10 protein-coding genes (1 of these 10 running past the window's edge) are annotated in these 16182 nt (G+C 29.0%); 3 read left to right on the top strand and 7 right to left on the bottom strand.

All coding sequences use genetic code 11. The features are described from left to right. From ABM4_RS01925 to ABM4_RS01915, 3 genes are all read right to left on the bottom strand, one after another. On the bottom strand, positions 1–1836 hold the 5' portion of the coding sequence (locus tag ABM4_RS01925; RefSeq protein WP_016357999.1) for a DEAD/DEAH box helicase. Its footprint begins 342 nt before the window's first position; only the first 1836 of its 2178 coding nucleotides appear in the window; it begins with the start codon at positions 1834–1836; the stop codon falls past the left edge of the window. Positions 1837–1910: 74 nt separating this feature from the next. Next, complete coding sequence (locus ABM4_RS01920) at positions 1911–3164, bottom strand: BREX system ATP-binding domain-containing protein (RefSeq protein WP_016357998.1); 1254 nt, start codon at positions 3162–3164, stop codon at positions 1911–1913. A gap of 287 nt (positions 3165–3451) precedes the next feature. Beyond that, positions 3452–4192, bottom strand: coding sequence for a hypothetical protein (locus ABM4_RS01915; RefSeq protein WP_016357997.1), 741 nt, complete (start codon positions 4190–4192; stop codon positions 3452–3454). Between the two features lie 108 nt (positions 4193–4300). On the opposite strand from ABM4_RS01915, the gene ABM4_RS01910 reads away from it, so the two are divergent. Continuing rightward, the gene (locus ABM4_RS01910) at positions 4301–6514 is read left to right on the top strand and encodes a hypothetical protein (RefSeq protein ID WP_016357996.1); all 2214 of its coding nucleotides are present in this window, start codon (positions 4301–4303) and stop codon (positions 6512–6514) included. Positions 6515–6702: 188 nt separating this feature from the next. Here ABM4_RS01910 and ABM4_RS01905 read toward each other — a convergent pair whose 3' ends face one another. Then, positions 6703–7176: a hypothetical protein gene (locus ABM4_RS01905; RefSeq protein ID WP_048200788.1), complete on the bottom strand. Its 474-nt coding sequence runs from the start codon at positions 7174–7176 to the stop codon at positions 6703–6705. A gap of 185 nt (positions 7177–7361) precedes the next feature. On the opposite strand from ABM4_RS01905, the gene ABM4_RS01900 reads away from it, so the two are divergent. Then, positions 7362–8042 (top strand): hypothetical protein, encoded by a 681-nt coding sequence (locus tag ABM4_RS01900; protein WP_016357994.1) that lies wholly within the window; start codon positions 7362–7364, stop codon positions 8040–8042. Between the two features lie 121 nt (positions 8043–8163). Here ABM4_RS01900 and ABM4_RS01895 read toward each other — a convergent pair whose 3' ends face one another. Beyond that, a complete protein-coding gene (locus ABM4_RS01895) occupies positions 8164–8925 on the bottom strand; it encodes an EFR1 family ferrodoxin (protein ID WP_016357993.1) in 762 nt (253 codons plus the stop codon). Positions 8926–9768: 843 nt separating this feature from the next. Between ABM4_RS01895 and ABM4_RS01890 the strand changes: the two genes are divergently transcribed. Further along, entirely contained in the window at positions 9769–10329 is a 561-nt protein-coding gene (locus ABM4_RS01890) for a DUF1802 family protein (RefSeq protein ID WP_016357992.1), read from the top strand. A 1147-nt stretch (positions 10330–11476) separates the two neighbouring features. Here ABM4_RS01890 and carB read toward each other — a convergent pair. Both carB and carA read right to left on the bottom strand, forming a co-directional pair. Continuing rightward, positions 11477–14674: a carbamoyl-phosphate synthase large subunit gene (gene carB / locus ABM4_RS01885; protein ID WP_016357991.1), complete on the bottom strand. Its 3198-nt coding sequence runs from the start codon at positions 14672–14674 to the stop codon at positions 11477–11479. A 108-nt stretch (positions 14675–14782) separates the two neighbouring features. Beyond that, positions 14783–15865: a glutamine-hydrolyzing carbamoyl-phosphate synthase small subunit gene (gene carA, locus ABM4_RS01880; protein WP_040682474.1), complete on the bottom strand. Its 1083-nt coding sequence runs from the start codon at positions 15863–15865 to the stop codon at positions 14783–14785. Positions 15866–16182: the final 317 nt, after the last annotated feature.

Raw genomic sequence — 16182 nt, 5'->3', positions numbered from 1 at the left:
AAATGATTTAAAGACATACAACAATAATATATTGGCTTTATCCCCTGCAAATGTATAGATTGAAACTGTATTGGATTTTATCTCAACTGGAATTATACCTTCCCTAAAACCTATATCCCCTCCAACTTCAATAGCGGATTTAATGTTACCTCTTGAATAATCATCAAATCCTTTAAGATAGGATTCATCATAATCTCCACATAATATCTGATAAACCTTACGGGAAATCAGACTAGAAAGGGGCATGACACCTTTTCCCCATCTTAAAATATCCCCATCACCAACTCCAGGTTTAACCCTTATAATATATTGATTGGTATCTATATCCTTAATTGTCCACAGATTTCCAGATAGAACAAAACTTTGATTCTTGGTAAATTTAAGCACTACTGTTGAATCTACTGTACCAATTGTTCTTGAACCATATTTTACAGTATAATCATAGCTTGTAGGAAATACAGAGAAAAATTCCGAAAAATTACGGCTTCCGAATTCCTTCTCAAAATTATAGCCAATTGTTAAATCCCCTCTTTCAATATCAATCAAGTCCAATTGATCCATATGTTTTAAAAGTCTTGTGTATTCTGATTTAGAAATATCGCTAAACACATATGCCTGTGAAAGCTCATCATACAATTGTTTATAGTTACATTTACCATACTGTACTATTGATGATAATATCTGATGGAATAGAATATCCTTAGCATTCCTAGGTATTTCAATATCCTCTATTTCATATTCCTTTACAAGGATTATTTCAGCAAGGGCAATAATAGATCCGAGACCTACCTCGAAGATTATGGTCATCTGATTATTAGTTTTACGTCCACTACGACCTATTCTCTGTAGAAATGAGGTTATGCTTAATGGCGCTTCAACCTGAACAGCAATGTTAATATCACCGATATCAATACCTAACTCCAATGTTGAGGTAGATATCATAATACCATTAATGTTTCCTTTAAATTCATGTTCATTATTTTCCCTTTTTGATTTGGAAATAGATGCATGATGGAGATAAAGATTTTTAATATTCAAGTTCCTTTTGATAAGGGAATAATAGAATTCGACCTCAAACCTGGATAAAACAAATATAAGTAATTTCCTCATTCTATGTTTTGATAACGTTTGAAGAATAGTTCTATTATCCAAATGTTTTACCTGATATCTTACATTTCTTCCATGACCTGATGATACAATTTCTGCAGGATCATCTTTGTTTAACCATTTGGCGACTAATTCAGGATTTCCTACAGTTGCAGATAAACCTATCTTAGTTAGATTACCTTTAACATACTTTGATAATCTGGTTATAAGGGAGTTTAATTGAATTCCCCTATCGGAGTCTACAAAATAATGTATCTCATCAATTATAATATACTGAAGATTTCCAAATATTTTTAATCTGTCCTCCTCGCTTCTATTCATCATTATGACTTCTAAGGATTCCGGAGTTATTAAAAGAAAATCAGTAGGGTTTCTAATGAAGTTATCTTTGGCAGTTCTTGAAACGTCACCATGCCATTTTGTATATGAAAAATAGAAATAGCTAGTCCATTGCTCTATACGTAAAGACATGTCATTAATTAATGCTTTTAAGGGAGCAATATATAATACACTAGTAGAATCTAACTTATTTACCAAAATATCATTAAATATAGGTATTAATGCTGCCTCGGTTTTACCTGATGCAGTAGGGGAAATAATCAAAGTGTCTTTTTTATCCAATATAAGTGGAATAGCTTTATTTTGAATCTCATTAAGTCTTTTAAATCCTAACTTATTAGATAGAAAATGGGTAATTTCCCTGTTTAAACTAGTTTCAACGCTGGTCATATTCCCTCCACTTAAGAAATTATATAAAAAAAAATTAATCTTTAAAAATAGGGACAATATATTCCATATAACAATTATCCCCAATCATCATCAAAGTCATAGTCAATAAATTCAGACTGTTTCTCATCAAATATATTTAGAATATCCTCAGATGATGTGAAGTCATCTGGATTCTGTTGAATTATATCCAAAATAGCTATAATTGATCTTACAAATAATCTTGGAGTAACTCTACCTCCAGTTAAAGATGCGTTTTGCTGATAATGCTCCACAATATCGTCTAAAACAGGATACACCAATTCCTGACCATTCCAATCATAAACATCCTCATGTAATGATATTATGTTTTTACTAATATCTACAAGTTCATCATCGGTAAATCCCTGAAGTACAATGATAGGTTTCCTCAAATCCCTATATTCACTGTCAACCTTATCCTCTATTCTATCATTCAATGCCTCATAGGAAGGTATGCCCTTTTTAGTATCATCAAATAACCTTGGAGTTCCTGCAAATACAAATAAAATATTTTCAAACTCATTGCTACTGGACAAATCAAAGATATCCCTCATATAGTTATATGCGGTATCCCTCATATTAGTTCTTATCAAGTTCATAATATATTCTGCCTCATCAATAAGAATCACAAGACCAGAATATCCTACAGATTTTATGAAAACGGATAGTGCCTCTATAAAATTAAAGGTATTTTCTTTTGTAACATCACCTTTAACTCCGAATTTCCTTTTAAATTTAGATGGAATATTTGAATCACCCTGGAGCCATGCCTGAGCATAGTTAGCAGTTTCCTCATCACCTTCATCTAGAAATTTACAATAGTTTTCAATAGCCACTGCAAATGAATTAGAGTGTTCACGTGTTTGTCTTAAATCATCCTGAATAGTTTGACGTACTATGTCCTCCTCTTCTACAGGATCAGTTGTCTCCTCCAAAGCCATTACCCTAATATCAGTGTACCATCTATCAATGATATGTCTCAAACTAGTTCCTGTTTTACATGTTAATGATTGGACAATATTCCTATATACAACATCGATTTTATTAAATGGAACAGAGTTACTTAAAGTTACCTTAGAAATCACGAAATTATCCTGGTATGCCATCTCTTCAATAACTTTTAGAAAGAATGATTTACCTGCACCAAATTCGCCATCAATAAATTTCACTACAGATTTACCATCTTTAACCCTTTCAAGAATATATTCAAATTCTTCTATTTCCTTATCTCGACCAATACATAATTCCCTTGCACCGTCTTTAGGTACATTACCATTTTTTAATGCATTAATCATATCTTCTTTATCCATATATCCTCAAACTCATTATAATTTTTAAATGAAAAAAGTAAATATATTAAGGTTTTATCTTATTAAAACTTATTAATCTTAATTCATTATTTGAAATTAAATATTATTAAAAATTTAAATTATTACCATCAAAAAATAATAGCTGAAATTTATATTTATCTTATTATGTATGTAATTAAAATACAACCATATCTTGAAGTTAACAATATAATTAAAAGTATCTTATCTCTGTTAAGATTATCAATATAAAACTAATATATAGTTAAAAATATTATCTTTACCCATTATTAAGATATAAAGCTAATATAACTGAAATTATGTTTATCTCCATTAGAATCATAGAGATATACAAACTTATTAGGATCCCTTGAAGGATTATGCTTAAAATTTAATTGCCATACATTACGGGCATAAAAGTCCTTAAGCTCACTATAAGGTAAATTAATGTTATAATTAGATAGCAAATTCTTTAATAGTTTTATAAATGTTTTAATCTCAATTTGATTTCTTCCTCCATTATACTGTTTTAAAAAACCATACAATGATTTCATACTATCTAAGATAAATTCTTTAAGATTAAAATTTATCCTATTTAAATAATAAGGTAAATTATTTATATGTGGAGACTGACTATAAATACATTTGAAATCCTTGATTGAGATTTCCTTATACTCCTGAATGGAACTTGAAGGTTTATCAGGATTACTTACAAAATCTAACTTATCTGCAATATCCTTTAATATAATAGGACGTGTAAAGTATTTAATTCCTTTAAGTTTTAATTTTCTAGGGTTAAAGTTCTCCTCAGCATTATCCTCAAATACCTCACTAACCTGGGTATAAGCCAAAAAAGATAGTTTATTATCATATTTTGAAAGAAGCAAAATATTATCATTAGCTTCTATTTTCTGAAAAACACCTCTTTTTTTATGTGAGAATAATGTTTTACCATTATTAATATCATTTAAATATTTCTCATCAAACTTAAAAATATAGAATTTACCTTCACTTTTACTTACCTTATCCATAGTCAAAAATCCTAGAAAATTTTTATACAAATATAAGAATATCTATACTATAATAGAATATATATAATTATTTAATAAAACTTCCATGAAAAATGGCCCTGTGATATTATGACATTAAACTTTGAGGAAATTGATTCAACAAATAGAGCAAACAATAATCTTTATTCTAAATTAGCATCAGAGTTTAGCAAAATCATAAGTCTTAAAAAACCAATTTATGATAAGGATAATCCTAAAATAAAAACGAAATTCCTAAATTATTCTAAAAAAAGAAGAATGTGGTTTAGTAGAATTATAGACTCAGAGAATTTTATATATTTCTTTGGTTATAACTATGGAAAAAACAGCTTTAAAGGAATTAAACCAATTCTAATCCTTGAGTTCGATAAAAACGGAGACTATAATAAGGATTCAAGTGGATTGTTCATAAAAGAAAATGGAAAAACCTCCATATTGGTTAATCCCAACTATTTTAAGATCCACCCCATAGCCAGAAATATAAAAACGATCACCTCACTTGATAAAATAGAATATAACAATAAAGAGTTCTATTATATAGGCCCCATTGATGACAATGAATTTATAGAAAATATAAACAGGGTATGTGAGGAAATAGAATCCATAGATTCTGATTTAAATCAGAAGAACAGACTTAACATTAAAGCAGATATTGAATCAGAAATAGCTAAAAGACCGGAGCCACAAGAGAAATGCATTATCTGCGGTGAAGATACAAAATTAGACAATATCTATGAAAATAACTATGTTCTGGAACTTAGAAAAAATCACATGGACAAATGTATAAGCTGTATTAACAAAATCATTGCAATCTCAGCATATATGCAAATAAGGAAGGAATATGGAAACTCTTTTAATGTAAATGACTTAAGGGAAAGGTTTATAGATCCAGAATTTGTAAGTTACATACTAAACCTCTTTATAAAATACCAACTATCCATTAAGATAAAGAACAACTATATTCTAAGCAATCCAAAATCTGACTTTAAAGCTTATAACAATTACATAATCGACAACATACTTATTGAAAAGGAAAACTACAAAGGCAAGGTTAAAAAAACAGAAACACCGACCATTGAAATTGACAAATTAGGAAATGAGATAAAGAATGAACATCATGTTGTAATCGATAATGTGAAAAGACCGACACCTCACACAAAGGTTAAAAAACCTCTAAAATACGTCAATAAAAGAAAAAAATCCAGGAAAAAAACAATCTCCTCAAAGGACGTTCTAATCTCCAGTAAAAATAGAGACATAAAAACCAGAAAAACCAATACACATGATAAGAGAAAAACAATCTCCTCAAAGGACGTTCTAACATCAAGAGATACGGATAATTCTAAAAGATGTAGAGTCTGTGGAGACAAATTACCTGAATCCTCAAAAGACGACAAATGTAAAACCTGTAAAAAAAGGTATAATGCCATTAGAAGTCTTGTTAAACTATTAGATTCAATATCCATAGAAGACAGATTTAAGACTGAGGATTTAAACCTTAAACCTATTGAACTTAAAGGCATCATATGGAATCTTGAAGATTTTGATTTAATAGAACATGACAATAGCACTGACGAATACCAACTAAAAAGCAGGGATACACTTAAAACCTTTATTGACAGATATGGTGAGGGAGATTTTACACTTAAAGGGATCAATGTCGAAAAGACCCCTACTAAAAGATGTAGACTATGTAATAAAAACCTAGATTTATCCAAATTTAGTAAAAATAGAAAATCCGCAGACGGATATAATGAATACTGTAAGGACTGCCACAGAAAGGTACGTGCAACAAGATATTTAATTGATTTACTTAAATTTGAATCCCTTAACAACGAGTTTAATAAGGATTCAATTGATTCCAAATTCGGAAAGGGAATAATTCTTCAAAGTAAATTAGACACACTCGTTGAAAATAACATACTTAAATTTGATATTGAAGATGAAAGCTATAAGTTCAATGACTATGATTTAATCTATAACTTCTTTAAAGAAAATGCTAGATTTGAAAACTACTATGAAAAGGGCATAAAAGAGTTAGGTAATTTAGATAAGGATATAGAAAAAACCACCGACAGTCCAAATCAAGACATACAAAAGAAAAACAATGAATTAAATCTTAAAAAGAAAGATGATAGTTATCTAATCAATGGAACATGTAGTGAAGATCAGTTTTACATACTAATAAATGAGATTAAAAATACCAACAACAATATCAAAGAGCTTAGACTTAAAGAGGATAAGGATAATTTTAGAATACATCTTATAGTTGAAGATCGATTAGACTTAAATGAATTATTATAATCTAAAAAAAACCATTAATAAAATAATGATTTGATAACAGACTTAAAATAAGAACCAAAAAACCTTAAAAAACAGATAAACAAACAATAACAATAAAATAATCAAAAAACAACAACAAGAAACTTAAAAAATTACTAGATAAAAAATTAAACAGGATAAGAAGTAAAAACAAATAAAAAAAAAGAAAATTAAGCAGGATTTTCTGCAAGTTCATCTAATACTTCACTTGCATACTCGGCAGAGATCTTAAAAATATCATGGCTGTCTTCCAAGTTCTTCTTAACATGACCATGTAAGTCATCCCTGTTTATTTTACCAATCCATTTCATATCCCTTGTATGGGGAGTGTCAATATCCCCCACATACTTATAGTCAGATACAATATTTCCAATCAGATATTGCCTTTCCATCTCATCATAGGTTATAACATAATCATCAATATTAAAATCAAATAATAGTTTGCCAATGATATTAGTTATATTACGTCTGTTTCTTTCATCCAATTCAGGATAAACTTCTTTTGCCAATTCCCTTAATTCTTCCTTTGAATTTACATCAGACAAATCCTTAAATTCAGAAGGCAATCCTATGAAATTACCATCTTCAAAATCTTTAAAGAATTTAGTTTGAAAACCTGCCTTTACCAAATACATTGATTCCATAATTTAACCCCATAATTAAATATATTCTATCTTTTATATAAAAATTAATTAAACAATCTGATTTTTTTATCTAACTATTTTTTTATTAATTTTTAACCTTTTTATATAAATAAATTACCATTTTATAAAAATCTTTATAATCCAAATTAGAATATATAATAAATAAAAAAATAGTGGTGAGCAATATGGGATTGTTTGGAGGAAATCAGAACCCTGAATTAAAAGCAACAACAGACAAGATTAACGATTATCTAGGTAAAATTAGATGTAGTGGAGAACCTATGGACATCATATCCGCTTTTACCAAGGATACTTATCTCTGGGCCGAAGCAAGAAAAAGAATGATACAGGAAGCGGATTCAGGAATACTTACAGCAGATAAAGTTGAAAATCGTTATTGTGAACTTGTGGCCGAATTAACAAATACACCTAAAAACAAGGTATTTGAAAGAAGAAGCGAACTTAGGGGAGAGGACATACCACATAACGAAGACATAGACTCTGAGGACAGCCAGGAAATAGATTCCGAAGATGAAACACCTGAAGATGATAAGATATATGTAATGGATGGAAATACTTTAGAGACTGGAAAGAACTTTTTAGGAAAAAAGAAAGACGAGTATGTAAGATGCAAATGCATTCTTGATGATGATAACATTTTAATTGAGAAAAGATCAACATTTACAGCAAAGCCTAAAGGTATAGAGAAGATATACTATAAAGACATTACCGATATTGAATTTATTCCAGATAAAATAAGCACTATCAAGATCAAAACAAAGGATAGTGAAACATTAATACAGCAATTTAGTGAGGAGATTTTAAAAAGCTTTTATAATGGACTGAAAGAGTATGTGGATAATTAGAAATAGATAAAGGTTTAACTTACGAGATTTATTTAAACTATAAAAAAAGAGATAAAATAGAACTTTAACCTACTAAATTCTATTTTTAGACATAAAAAAGAAACAGACAAAATAAGGATATTTAATCTACTTTAAGTTCTTTAACTTTAATATGTGGATTTATATATCTTTTACTGCTTTTTTCAGATTTAACATGAATTGCAGAGCGAGGGCACACATTAATACATGCCATACAAAATTCACACCTATGATTAAATCTAAAGGTTTTATCCTCAGAATCCGTTAATCTAATATTTCTTACAGGACATACCGTTTCACATAATCGGCATACAGTACAATTATCATCAACTGTAAACCTTTTATCCACATCATCAACCACACCCTTATGACGTTTTGCAGAACACACCTTAGTTAATACTTTATCTATTATGGATATTTTAGGTTTATAAACCTTTTTAGAATAGATATCAAATACTATCTCATCAATTTTCCTCTGAATCTCAGCATCATCCTTCTTTTTAATTTCCTTATCCATGTCAAAAACAGGAAGATAATTATCAACCATACAAATATCATTGAAGTAATCTATTTCTAATCCCCTTTTTTTAAGAATTCTTTCACAGTCACCAAGTGTACCTGCATCTGTTGTTCCATAAGTTACAACAACAAAAATATAATCTGCTTTAACCTGCATAGCATTCATAAATCTTTCAACGATTCTAGGAACCCCATAATAATAACATGGAAAAACAAAGCCTACCACATCATCCTCAATGTTATATTCATCAGACCACAATAATTCTGAAATATTTAAAACTTTCCCACCTATCTCTTTTGCAACATATAAACAATTACCGGTACCTGAGAAAAATAGAGTAATCAAATTAAACACCTCAATAAAAATTTATATAAAACAGATATATGTTTAAAATTATTCAAATAAAAACATTTCTTTAAGATTAAATTACAAGTAATTTAAGTGACAAGAAAATTCCATATTAATCTCAGGGTTTTTTCTAAGATAGCATAAAAGTCTTTAAACAGCTTTTTAAAAAAATTGTATATAAAGTTTAATATGTTAAAATTAAAAACAAATAATTAACATTAATTTAAAAACATCAATTAAAATTGAAAAAATATTAATTGTATAAGAATCATATGAAAAAACTAAATATTTATAGAATAAAAATATTAAAACAATAGATATTAAATTATAAAAATATAATTTAATTAAAAAATTTAATAAGTAGTAAAGATTAATATATAAATGATGCGTATTTTAAAAAGTGCATTTAATATGGAATATTTATCCTAAAATAATAGAAAGTTTATTAAAGATTCAATATAAACAATTGAAAACGGTTTAACCATTATATCAATTGTGTAAATAAAATTCCAGATCTTACAATAAAAAAAATGAAGATGATAAAATGAAAGAAACACACCATAATACTAATGCCGCTTTAATAACCGTAATATTAATAATAGTCATATTAATCTGTTTATTTGTTATTGTTAGATTATTGACATCCTAGTTTTAGATTTTAAACTAAATTCTTGAAATTCAACATTTTAAATTATTTTCATATAATTTAAAAAAAATGAAGTAAAAAAGTCAACACAGTTTCATTTATAATACCATAAATGAAGAAACAACTCCAAAACACGTATAATAAAATTTTTAATAAAGATTTCCATATAAAAATTTTAAAAGATTCGTGAAAATATGAGTAGATACATAAATAATTGTATGAATGAGTGGAACGTTCTTATAGAAGCGTTAGGACAGGGAAAACAATCAGTACTATTTAAAAAATACAAAAGTAAACAAGATAATTTCCTATTATACCCTACAATTACTTATGCAAATAAAAAAGATACATTAAATGGTTTTAAACAGAAACATGAGGAATTTGTAAAAGATAATCTATATCCTACAAGGGAGGATAAGAAATATGAAGTCAAATATTATGCAGAAGTTAAGGACATAATAAATATACCATTCATAAAATTAATAAACTATAATTACCTTAGCATAGTTACTACCAGATTCATTGCCCAGGAGTTATCACAGAACAATATCTATCTATGGCTACTTAGAGTTTATAAATTAGATCAACCCCTAATGTTAGAGAGAAGTCCTGGAAAATTATATTCCCACATCAAAGATTGTAAAATTGATGTGGAAAACCTTGAACCAGTGCTAAGCGATAAAGAATTTGAAAGGATTGAAAGACTGATTAGACTTGCTAAGTCCGGTGAGATGGTTAATGAATATACATTGTAAAATCAAAATTAATTGAAACTTGCCGAATCCAGTAAAATGGTTAATGGATATAGACCATAATTTTTTAAATACTGATTCATTTTATTAAACAACAAAGTCTTAACTGATTATTACTTTTTATATAAACTTTTTTTTAAAACAGCAATTATACTTAAATCAATTTAAAAAATAGAATGTTTCCAGGATTAATCATTTTTGAATAAATAAAGCATAAAAAAGAAATATTCTATTAGAATAACTAGAAAATTTATAAAAATAATTATAATAATTTATAAAAAATTAAAAAATATTGTAAATTTTATAAAAAAATAGAAACTTTTATATAGTCCTAATAACTATTCATAATTAAGTAAAAAGAAAATAATAAAAAATAGATATTCCATCAATAAAGAAAGGGTAGTCCTATCCCATATAATCTGTTAAGTATCCAAAATATAAAAAAAGGACTACCCTACCTAATCTTTTTATATAAACTATTTTTAAGGATTTTAATAATTTTCACAGATTTATTAGATATCCATATATACATCTTATCAATCAAATTTTCACGATAATTGGATATTCATATATACTTTTACCAATTAGATAATTAGAATTCAAGAGATAATGAATTTAAATGCACACCCACTGATTATATTAAAAGAAAAAATAATCCCTTTAATTTAAAACAGGTCTTATTTTAATAACATCATATCTAAATCTTTTTTAAAAAATTAAACATTTTATTTTTAAGATTAATTAATAAAAATGAAAGGACAATATCTTAAAAAATCATCTAAATAATCTTAAAAGAATCGGAAAATATGTTTAAAAAACAATCAGAGAAAAAATTTTAAAAAAAAGCTTAAAAAATAAAAAAAAACGGATTTGAAAAAACAATACAATAAAAATTTTAAAAAATCTTAAAAAAAATCACAATAAAAAAAACCATCAAAAAAAAGACTTCAAACAAATCCAAAACAGATCACAATAAAAAAAAAACCATCAAAAAAAAAGACTTCAAACAAATCCAAAACAGACCACAATAAAAAAAAACATCAAAAAGAGATTTCAGAAAAGTCCAAAAAAATAAAAGAAAGCTTAAAAAAAACTTAAAAAAGTTTAAAAACATAAAAGAAAAATAAAAATTTAAAAATATTTAAAACATTTATATATTGATATCGAAGTTACCACCGGAATACTCATTTAATGATTTAACATTAATATCTGTTTTTATAGCTGCTTCAATAGCTTTTAAAGTAGCCCTTGCACCAGATAAAGTAGTTACATATGGAATTCCAAGTTCAATTGCAAGACGTCTGATGATATATCCATCAAGTGCAGCTTGTTTACCATATGATGTGTTAATAATTAAATCGATTTCCTTATTTAATATAGCATCACGAATATTTGGTGTTCCCTGTGAAACCTTTTTAACCTTTTCAATCGGTACGCCCTCAACTGCATCAGCAGTACCTGAAGTTGCACAGATTTCAAATCCTAAATCATGGGCCTTCTCCATAAGAGGCTGTATTTTCTTCTTATCCTTATCGCGAACACTTATAAATATCTTACCTGATTTTGGAAGATCCATACCTGCTGCAAGTTGTGATTTATAAAATGCAACACCAAAGTTATCATCAATACCAATTGTCTCACCTGTAGATTTCATCTCAGGTCCAAGAATGGTATCTGACTCAGGTAGTTTTAAGAATGGGAATACTGATTCCTTAACAGCCACATGATCTATTTTGATAGGTTTTGTAAGGTTAAAGTCCTTAAGCTTGTAACCGATCATAAGTAAAGTTGCTATTTTTGCGATTGGAACACCTATTGCTTTACTTACAAAAGGAACTGTTCTACTTGCACGAGGGTTTGCCTCAATAATATATACCATTTCTGTATCTAATTTTACAGCATATTGAATATTCATTAAACCTACAACATTAAGTTCTAATGCAAGTGCACGAGTATCTTCCCTAATCTCATCAAGTAAATGTTTTGGTATGGTATGAGGAGGAATTATACATGCAGAATCTCCGGAATGAACACCAGCTTCCTCGATATGTTCCATAATACCTGCAATAAACACATCTTCACCATCACATAAAACATCCACATCAAGTTCTACAGCATCCTCAAGGAATTTGTCCACCAATATAGGATGTTCCGGTGAAACCTTTACAGCCTCCTGCATATATTCCTCAAGCTCATCGTTATCGTATACAATCTCCATTGCACGTCCACCAATAACATATGATGGCCTTACAAGTACCGGAAAACCAATTTCAGATGCAACTTCCTTAGCCTTTTCAAAGGAATGGGCAAGTCCAAACGGTGCTTGATGTATTTTAAGCTTGTTTAAAAGTTTTGTAAATCTTTCCCTATCTTCTGCAATATCAATACTATCATAAGGAGTACCCAATATTTTAACACCTGAATTTGCAAGAGGAACTGCAAGATTGATTGATGTCTGACCACCAAATTGTACAATTACACCATCAGGTTTTTCTCTTTCGATGATACCCATTACGTCTTCAAAGGTCAAAGGTTCGAAGAACAGTTTATCAGAGATATCATAATCAGTACTTACAGTTTCAGGGTTATTGTTAATAAGAATTGTTTCAATGCCCTGTTGTTTTAAGGCAAGTGAGGAGTGTACACAGCAATAATCAAACTCAATACCTTGACCAATTCTGATTGGTCCTGCACCAATAATGACAATTTTTTTATCCTTATCCTCACTTAACTTAAGCTCATCACCCTTATCGTAGGATGAATAGTAATATGGGGTTTTAGCCTCAAATTCTCCACCACAGGTATCTACCATCTTATAGGAAGGAAGTACTTTTAAATCCTCTTGAAGCTTACATATGTCATCTACAGATTTATCTGTAAGTTTTGCAAGTTTTGTATTAGTAAATCCTAATTGCTTAGCATGTCTGAAATAGTCTTCATCCTGAAGCTTTTCAAAACTAACCTCATTTTCAAAATCAACAATGTTTTTAATTTTATCTAAGAAGAATGTGTCAATATCGGTTAAATCTGAGATCTTCTCAATGTCCATTCCATCCTTAATAGCTGAGTATACCTGAAGAAGTCTCTCATCGGTTGGATGAGATAGGGCATATTCATCATAGTCAAAGTATTCAAATCCGTCATAGCCTAAATCAAGGGATCTTAAAGCCTTTTGAAGAGCTTCTTCCAATGTTCTTCCAATAGCCATAACCTCCCCTGTTGCTTTCATTTGAACACCAATTTCCCTGTTTATTCCTTTAAATTTGTCAAAAGGCCATCTTGGTATTTTAACAACAACATAATCCAAAGTTGGTTCAAATGATGCAGGTGTTTCCTTTGTAATATCATTTTTTATCTCATCTAAAGTTAATCCTAATGCTATTTTAGAGGATATTTTTGCAATAGGATATCCTGTAGCCTTAGATGCAAGAGCACTACTTCTACTTACCCTTGGATTTACTTCAATAACCTTATATTCACCGGTTTCAGGTTTTACTGCAAATTGAATATTACATCCACCTTCAATACCTAGAGCCCTTATGATTTTAATAGATGCATCCCTTAGATTCTGAGCATATTTATCTTCAAGATTCTGTGCAGGAGCCACTACCACACTTTCACCAGTATGTATACCCATCGGATCTATGTTTTCCATATTACATACAATAATACAGGTATCATTGGCATCACGCATAACCTCATACTCGAATTCTTTCCATCCAATAACAGACTCGTCTATAAGAACCTGATTAATAAAACTCATATCCAAACCATGTCTGGTGATTTTAATAAGTTCTTCTTCATTATGAGCTACTCCACCACCTGTACCTCCAAGAGTGAATGCAGGTCTTACAATAGCAGGATAACCGATATCCTCAATAGCCTTCAAAGCATCTTCAATTGAATTTACAGCATGACATTTTGGAATAGGCTCATTAAGTTTTTCCATAAACAATGCAAATAAATCCCTATCTTCCACATTCTTAATGGTTTCTAAATCAGATCCAAGAACTTCAATATCATCTAAATATCCAAGTTCCCCAAGGCCTGTTGCAATATTAAGACCAGTTTGACCTCCCATGGTAGGAAGTATTCCATCAACATTCTCTTTTTTAATAATTTTCGCTACAATTTCTGGAGTTAAAGGCTCTGTATATACTACATCAGCCATATCCATATCGGTTTGAATAGTTGCAGGATTACTGTTAACCAAAACAGTTTCAATACCCTCTTCTCTTAATGATTTACATGCTTGAGAACCGGAGTAATCAAATTCTGCAGCTTGACCAATTTGAATAGGACCTGAACCAATAATAAGTACTTTTTTAATATCCTTCCTTATAGGCATTTTATCCTCTCTCTTTTTAAAAAAAAATGATATCTATAATTTTAAAAGTTCTATATTTAAAAAACTAATAATTTTAATTAATAATCTCTTCTTGATAAATGATTCAAACTAATATTTCTCAATAGTTTCCTTAAATTCTTCAAATAATGATCTAGTATCATTTGGGCCAGGTGAAGCTTCTGGGTGATATTGAATACATTTAAGTGGCAACTCTTTATGGGCAAATCCCTCAGGAGTACCGTCATTTAGATTAATCTGAGTAAGTTCCAAATCACTATCTTTTAAAGATTCTGCATCTACAGAAAATCCATGATTTTGACTAGTAACAAATACTTTACCTGTTTTAAGGTCTTTTACAGGTTGGTTAGCCCCCCTATGTCCAAATTTCATTTTAAAAGTCTTTGCACCAAAGGATTTTGCAATTAACTGTTGACCCATACAAATTCCGAAAACAGGAAGTCTATTAGATAGTTTTTTAATATTTTCAACAGTAGTGCCCATTCTCTCAGGATTTCCCGGTCCACATGAAACCATCAAACCATTCACATCATAATCTAAAATATCCTTATAATCCATATCATAAGGTACACGTACTACACCAACTCCCAAATCAAGGAAATTGTTAATAATACTGTTTTTAACACCACAATCAATAATCGCTACATTAGTTTTATTGTATTGTCCATATATTTGGGTTTCTTTTGTAGAAACCTCAGGTACAAGATCCAAGTCAGTAATGCTTTTCTGGTTTCGAGCAAGTTCTAGTAGTTCTTCATCTTCAATATCCTCAGTACTAATTGCACCTTTCATAGAACCATGATTTCTTATTTTTAAGGTTAAATCCCTTGTATCTACACCACTAATACCTGGAATCTCGAATTCCTCCAAGAAATCATTTAAGGTTTTCTGGGCAGTATATCTTGAAGGTTTCTTACAAACCTCCCTTACAACATATCCTTCAGCCTGAATCTTATCAGATTGATAATGTTCCTCTGACACTCCATAGTTACCTTCTAAAGGATAAGTAGACATCAATATTTGACCATTAAATGATGGATCGGTTAAGGATTCAGTATAACCAACCATACCTGTGGTAAATACTACTTCACCTACTTTAGTTGTTTCATAACCAAAGGATTCACCTTTTACAATAGTACCATCTTCTAAAGCTAATTTGGCCCCATTTTTCATTAAATCACCATAAGTAAAATAATTCATCTGCTAATTATTAAATCTAAAAATTTTTGATGAACATCATATTATTTTAATATTTGTAAAAATTATTATTTTAAGTTAACTATAATTAGTTGATTTAATTTAAGAAAAATAGGTTTTTAATGAAAAATAGTAAATTTTAATTTTAAGATTCCCCTTAAAAAAAATTCCCATAAAACCAAATATTTTAAAAACAGATAAAAGTTATTAAAATTTTTATAAAAAAAGAATTTACAATACCTAATTTTATCTTATCTTAAAAAAAATGAACATTAACTAGATTTCAGCTTAAA

Source organism: Methanobrevibacter sp. AbM4 (assembly GCF_000404165.1).
Lineage (GTDB): Archaea > Methanobacteriota > Methanobacteria > Methanobacteriales > Methanobacteriaceae > Methanarmilla > Methanarmilla boviskoreani.
This window is presented reverse-complemented; position numbering and strand designations above follow the sequence as displayed.

Bases quoted from the DNA above. Each gene is read 5' to 3' on its own strand.
- ABM4_RS01920 (WP_016357998.1), bottom strand. From the start codon at position 3,164: ATGGATAAAGAAGATATGATTAATGCATTAAAAAATGGTAATGTACCT.
- ABM4_RS01915 (WP_016357997.1), bottom strand. From the start codon at position 4,192: ATGGATAAGGTAAGTAAAAGTGAAGGTAAATTCTATATTTTTAAGTTT.
- ABM4_RS01910 (WP_016357996.1), top strand. From the start codon at position 4,301: ATGACATTAAACTTTGAGGAAATTGATTCAACAAATAGAGCAAACAAT.
- ABM4_RS01905 (WP_048200788.1), bottom strand. From the start codon at position 7,176: ATGGAATCAATGTATTTGGTAAAGGCAGGTTTTCAAACTAAATTCTTT.
- ABM4_RS01900 (WP_016357994.1), top strand. From the start codon at position 7,362: ATGGGATTGTTTGGAGGAAATCAGAACCCTGAATTAAAAGCAACAACA.
- ABM4_RS01890 (WP_016357992.1), top strand. From the start codon at position 9,769: ATGAGTAGATACATAAATAATTGTATGAATGAGTGGAACGTTCTTATA.
- carB (WP_016357991.1), bottom strand. From the start codon at position 14,674: ATGCCTATAAGGAAGGATATTAAAAAAGTACTTATTATTGGTTCAGGT.
- carA (WP_040682474.1), bottom strand. From the start codon at position 15,865: ATGAAAAATGGGGCCAAATTAGCTTTAGAAGATGGTACTATTGTAAAA.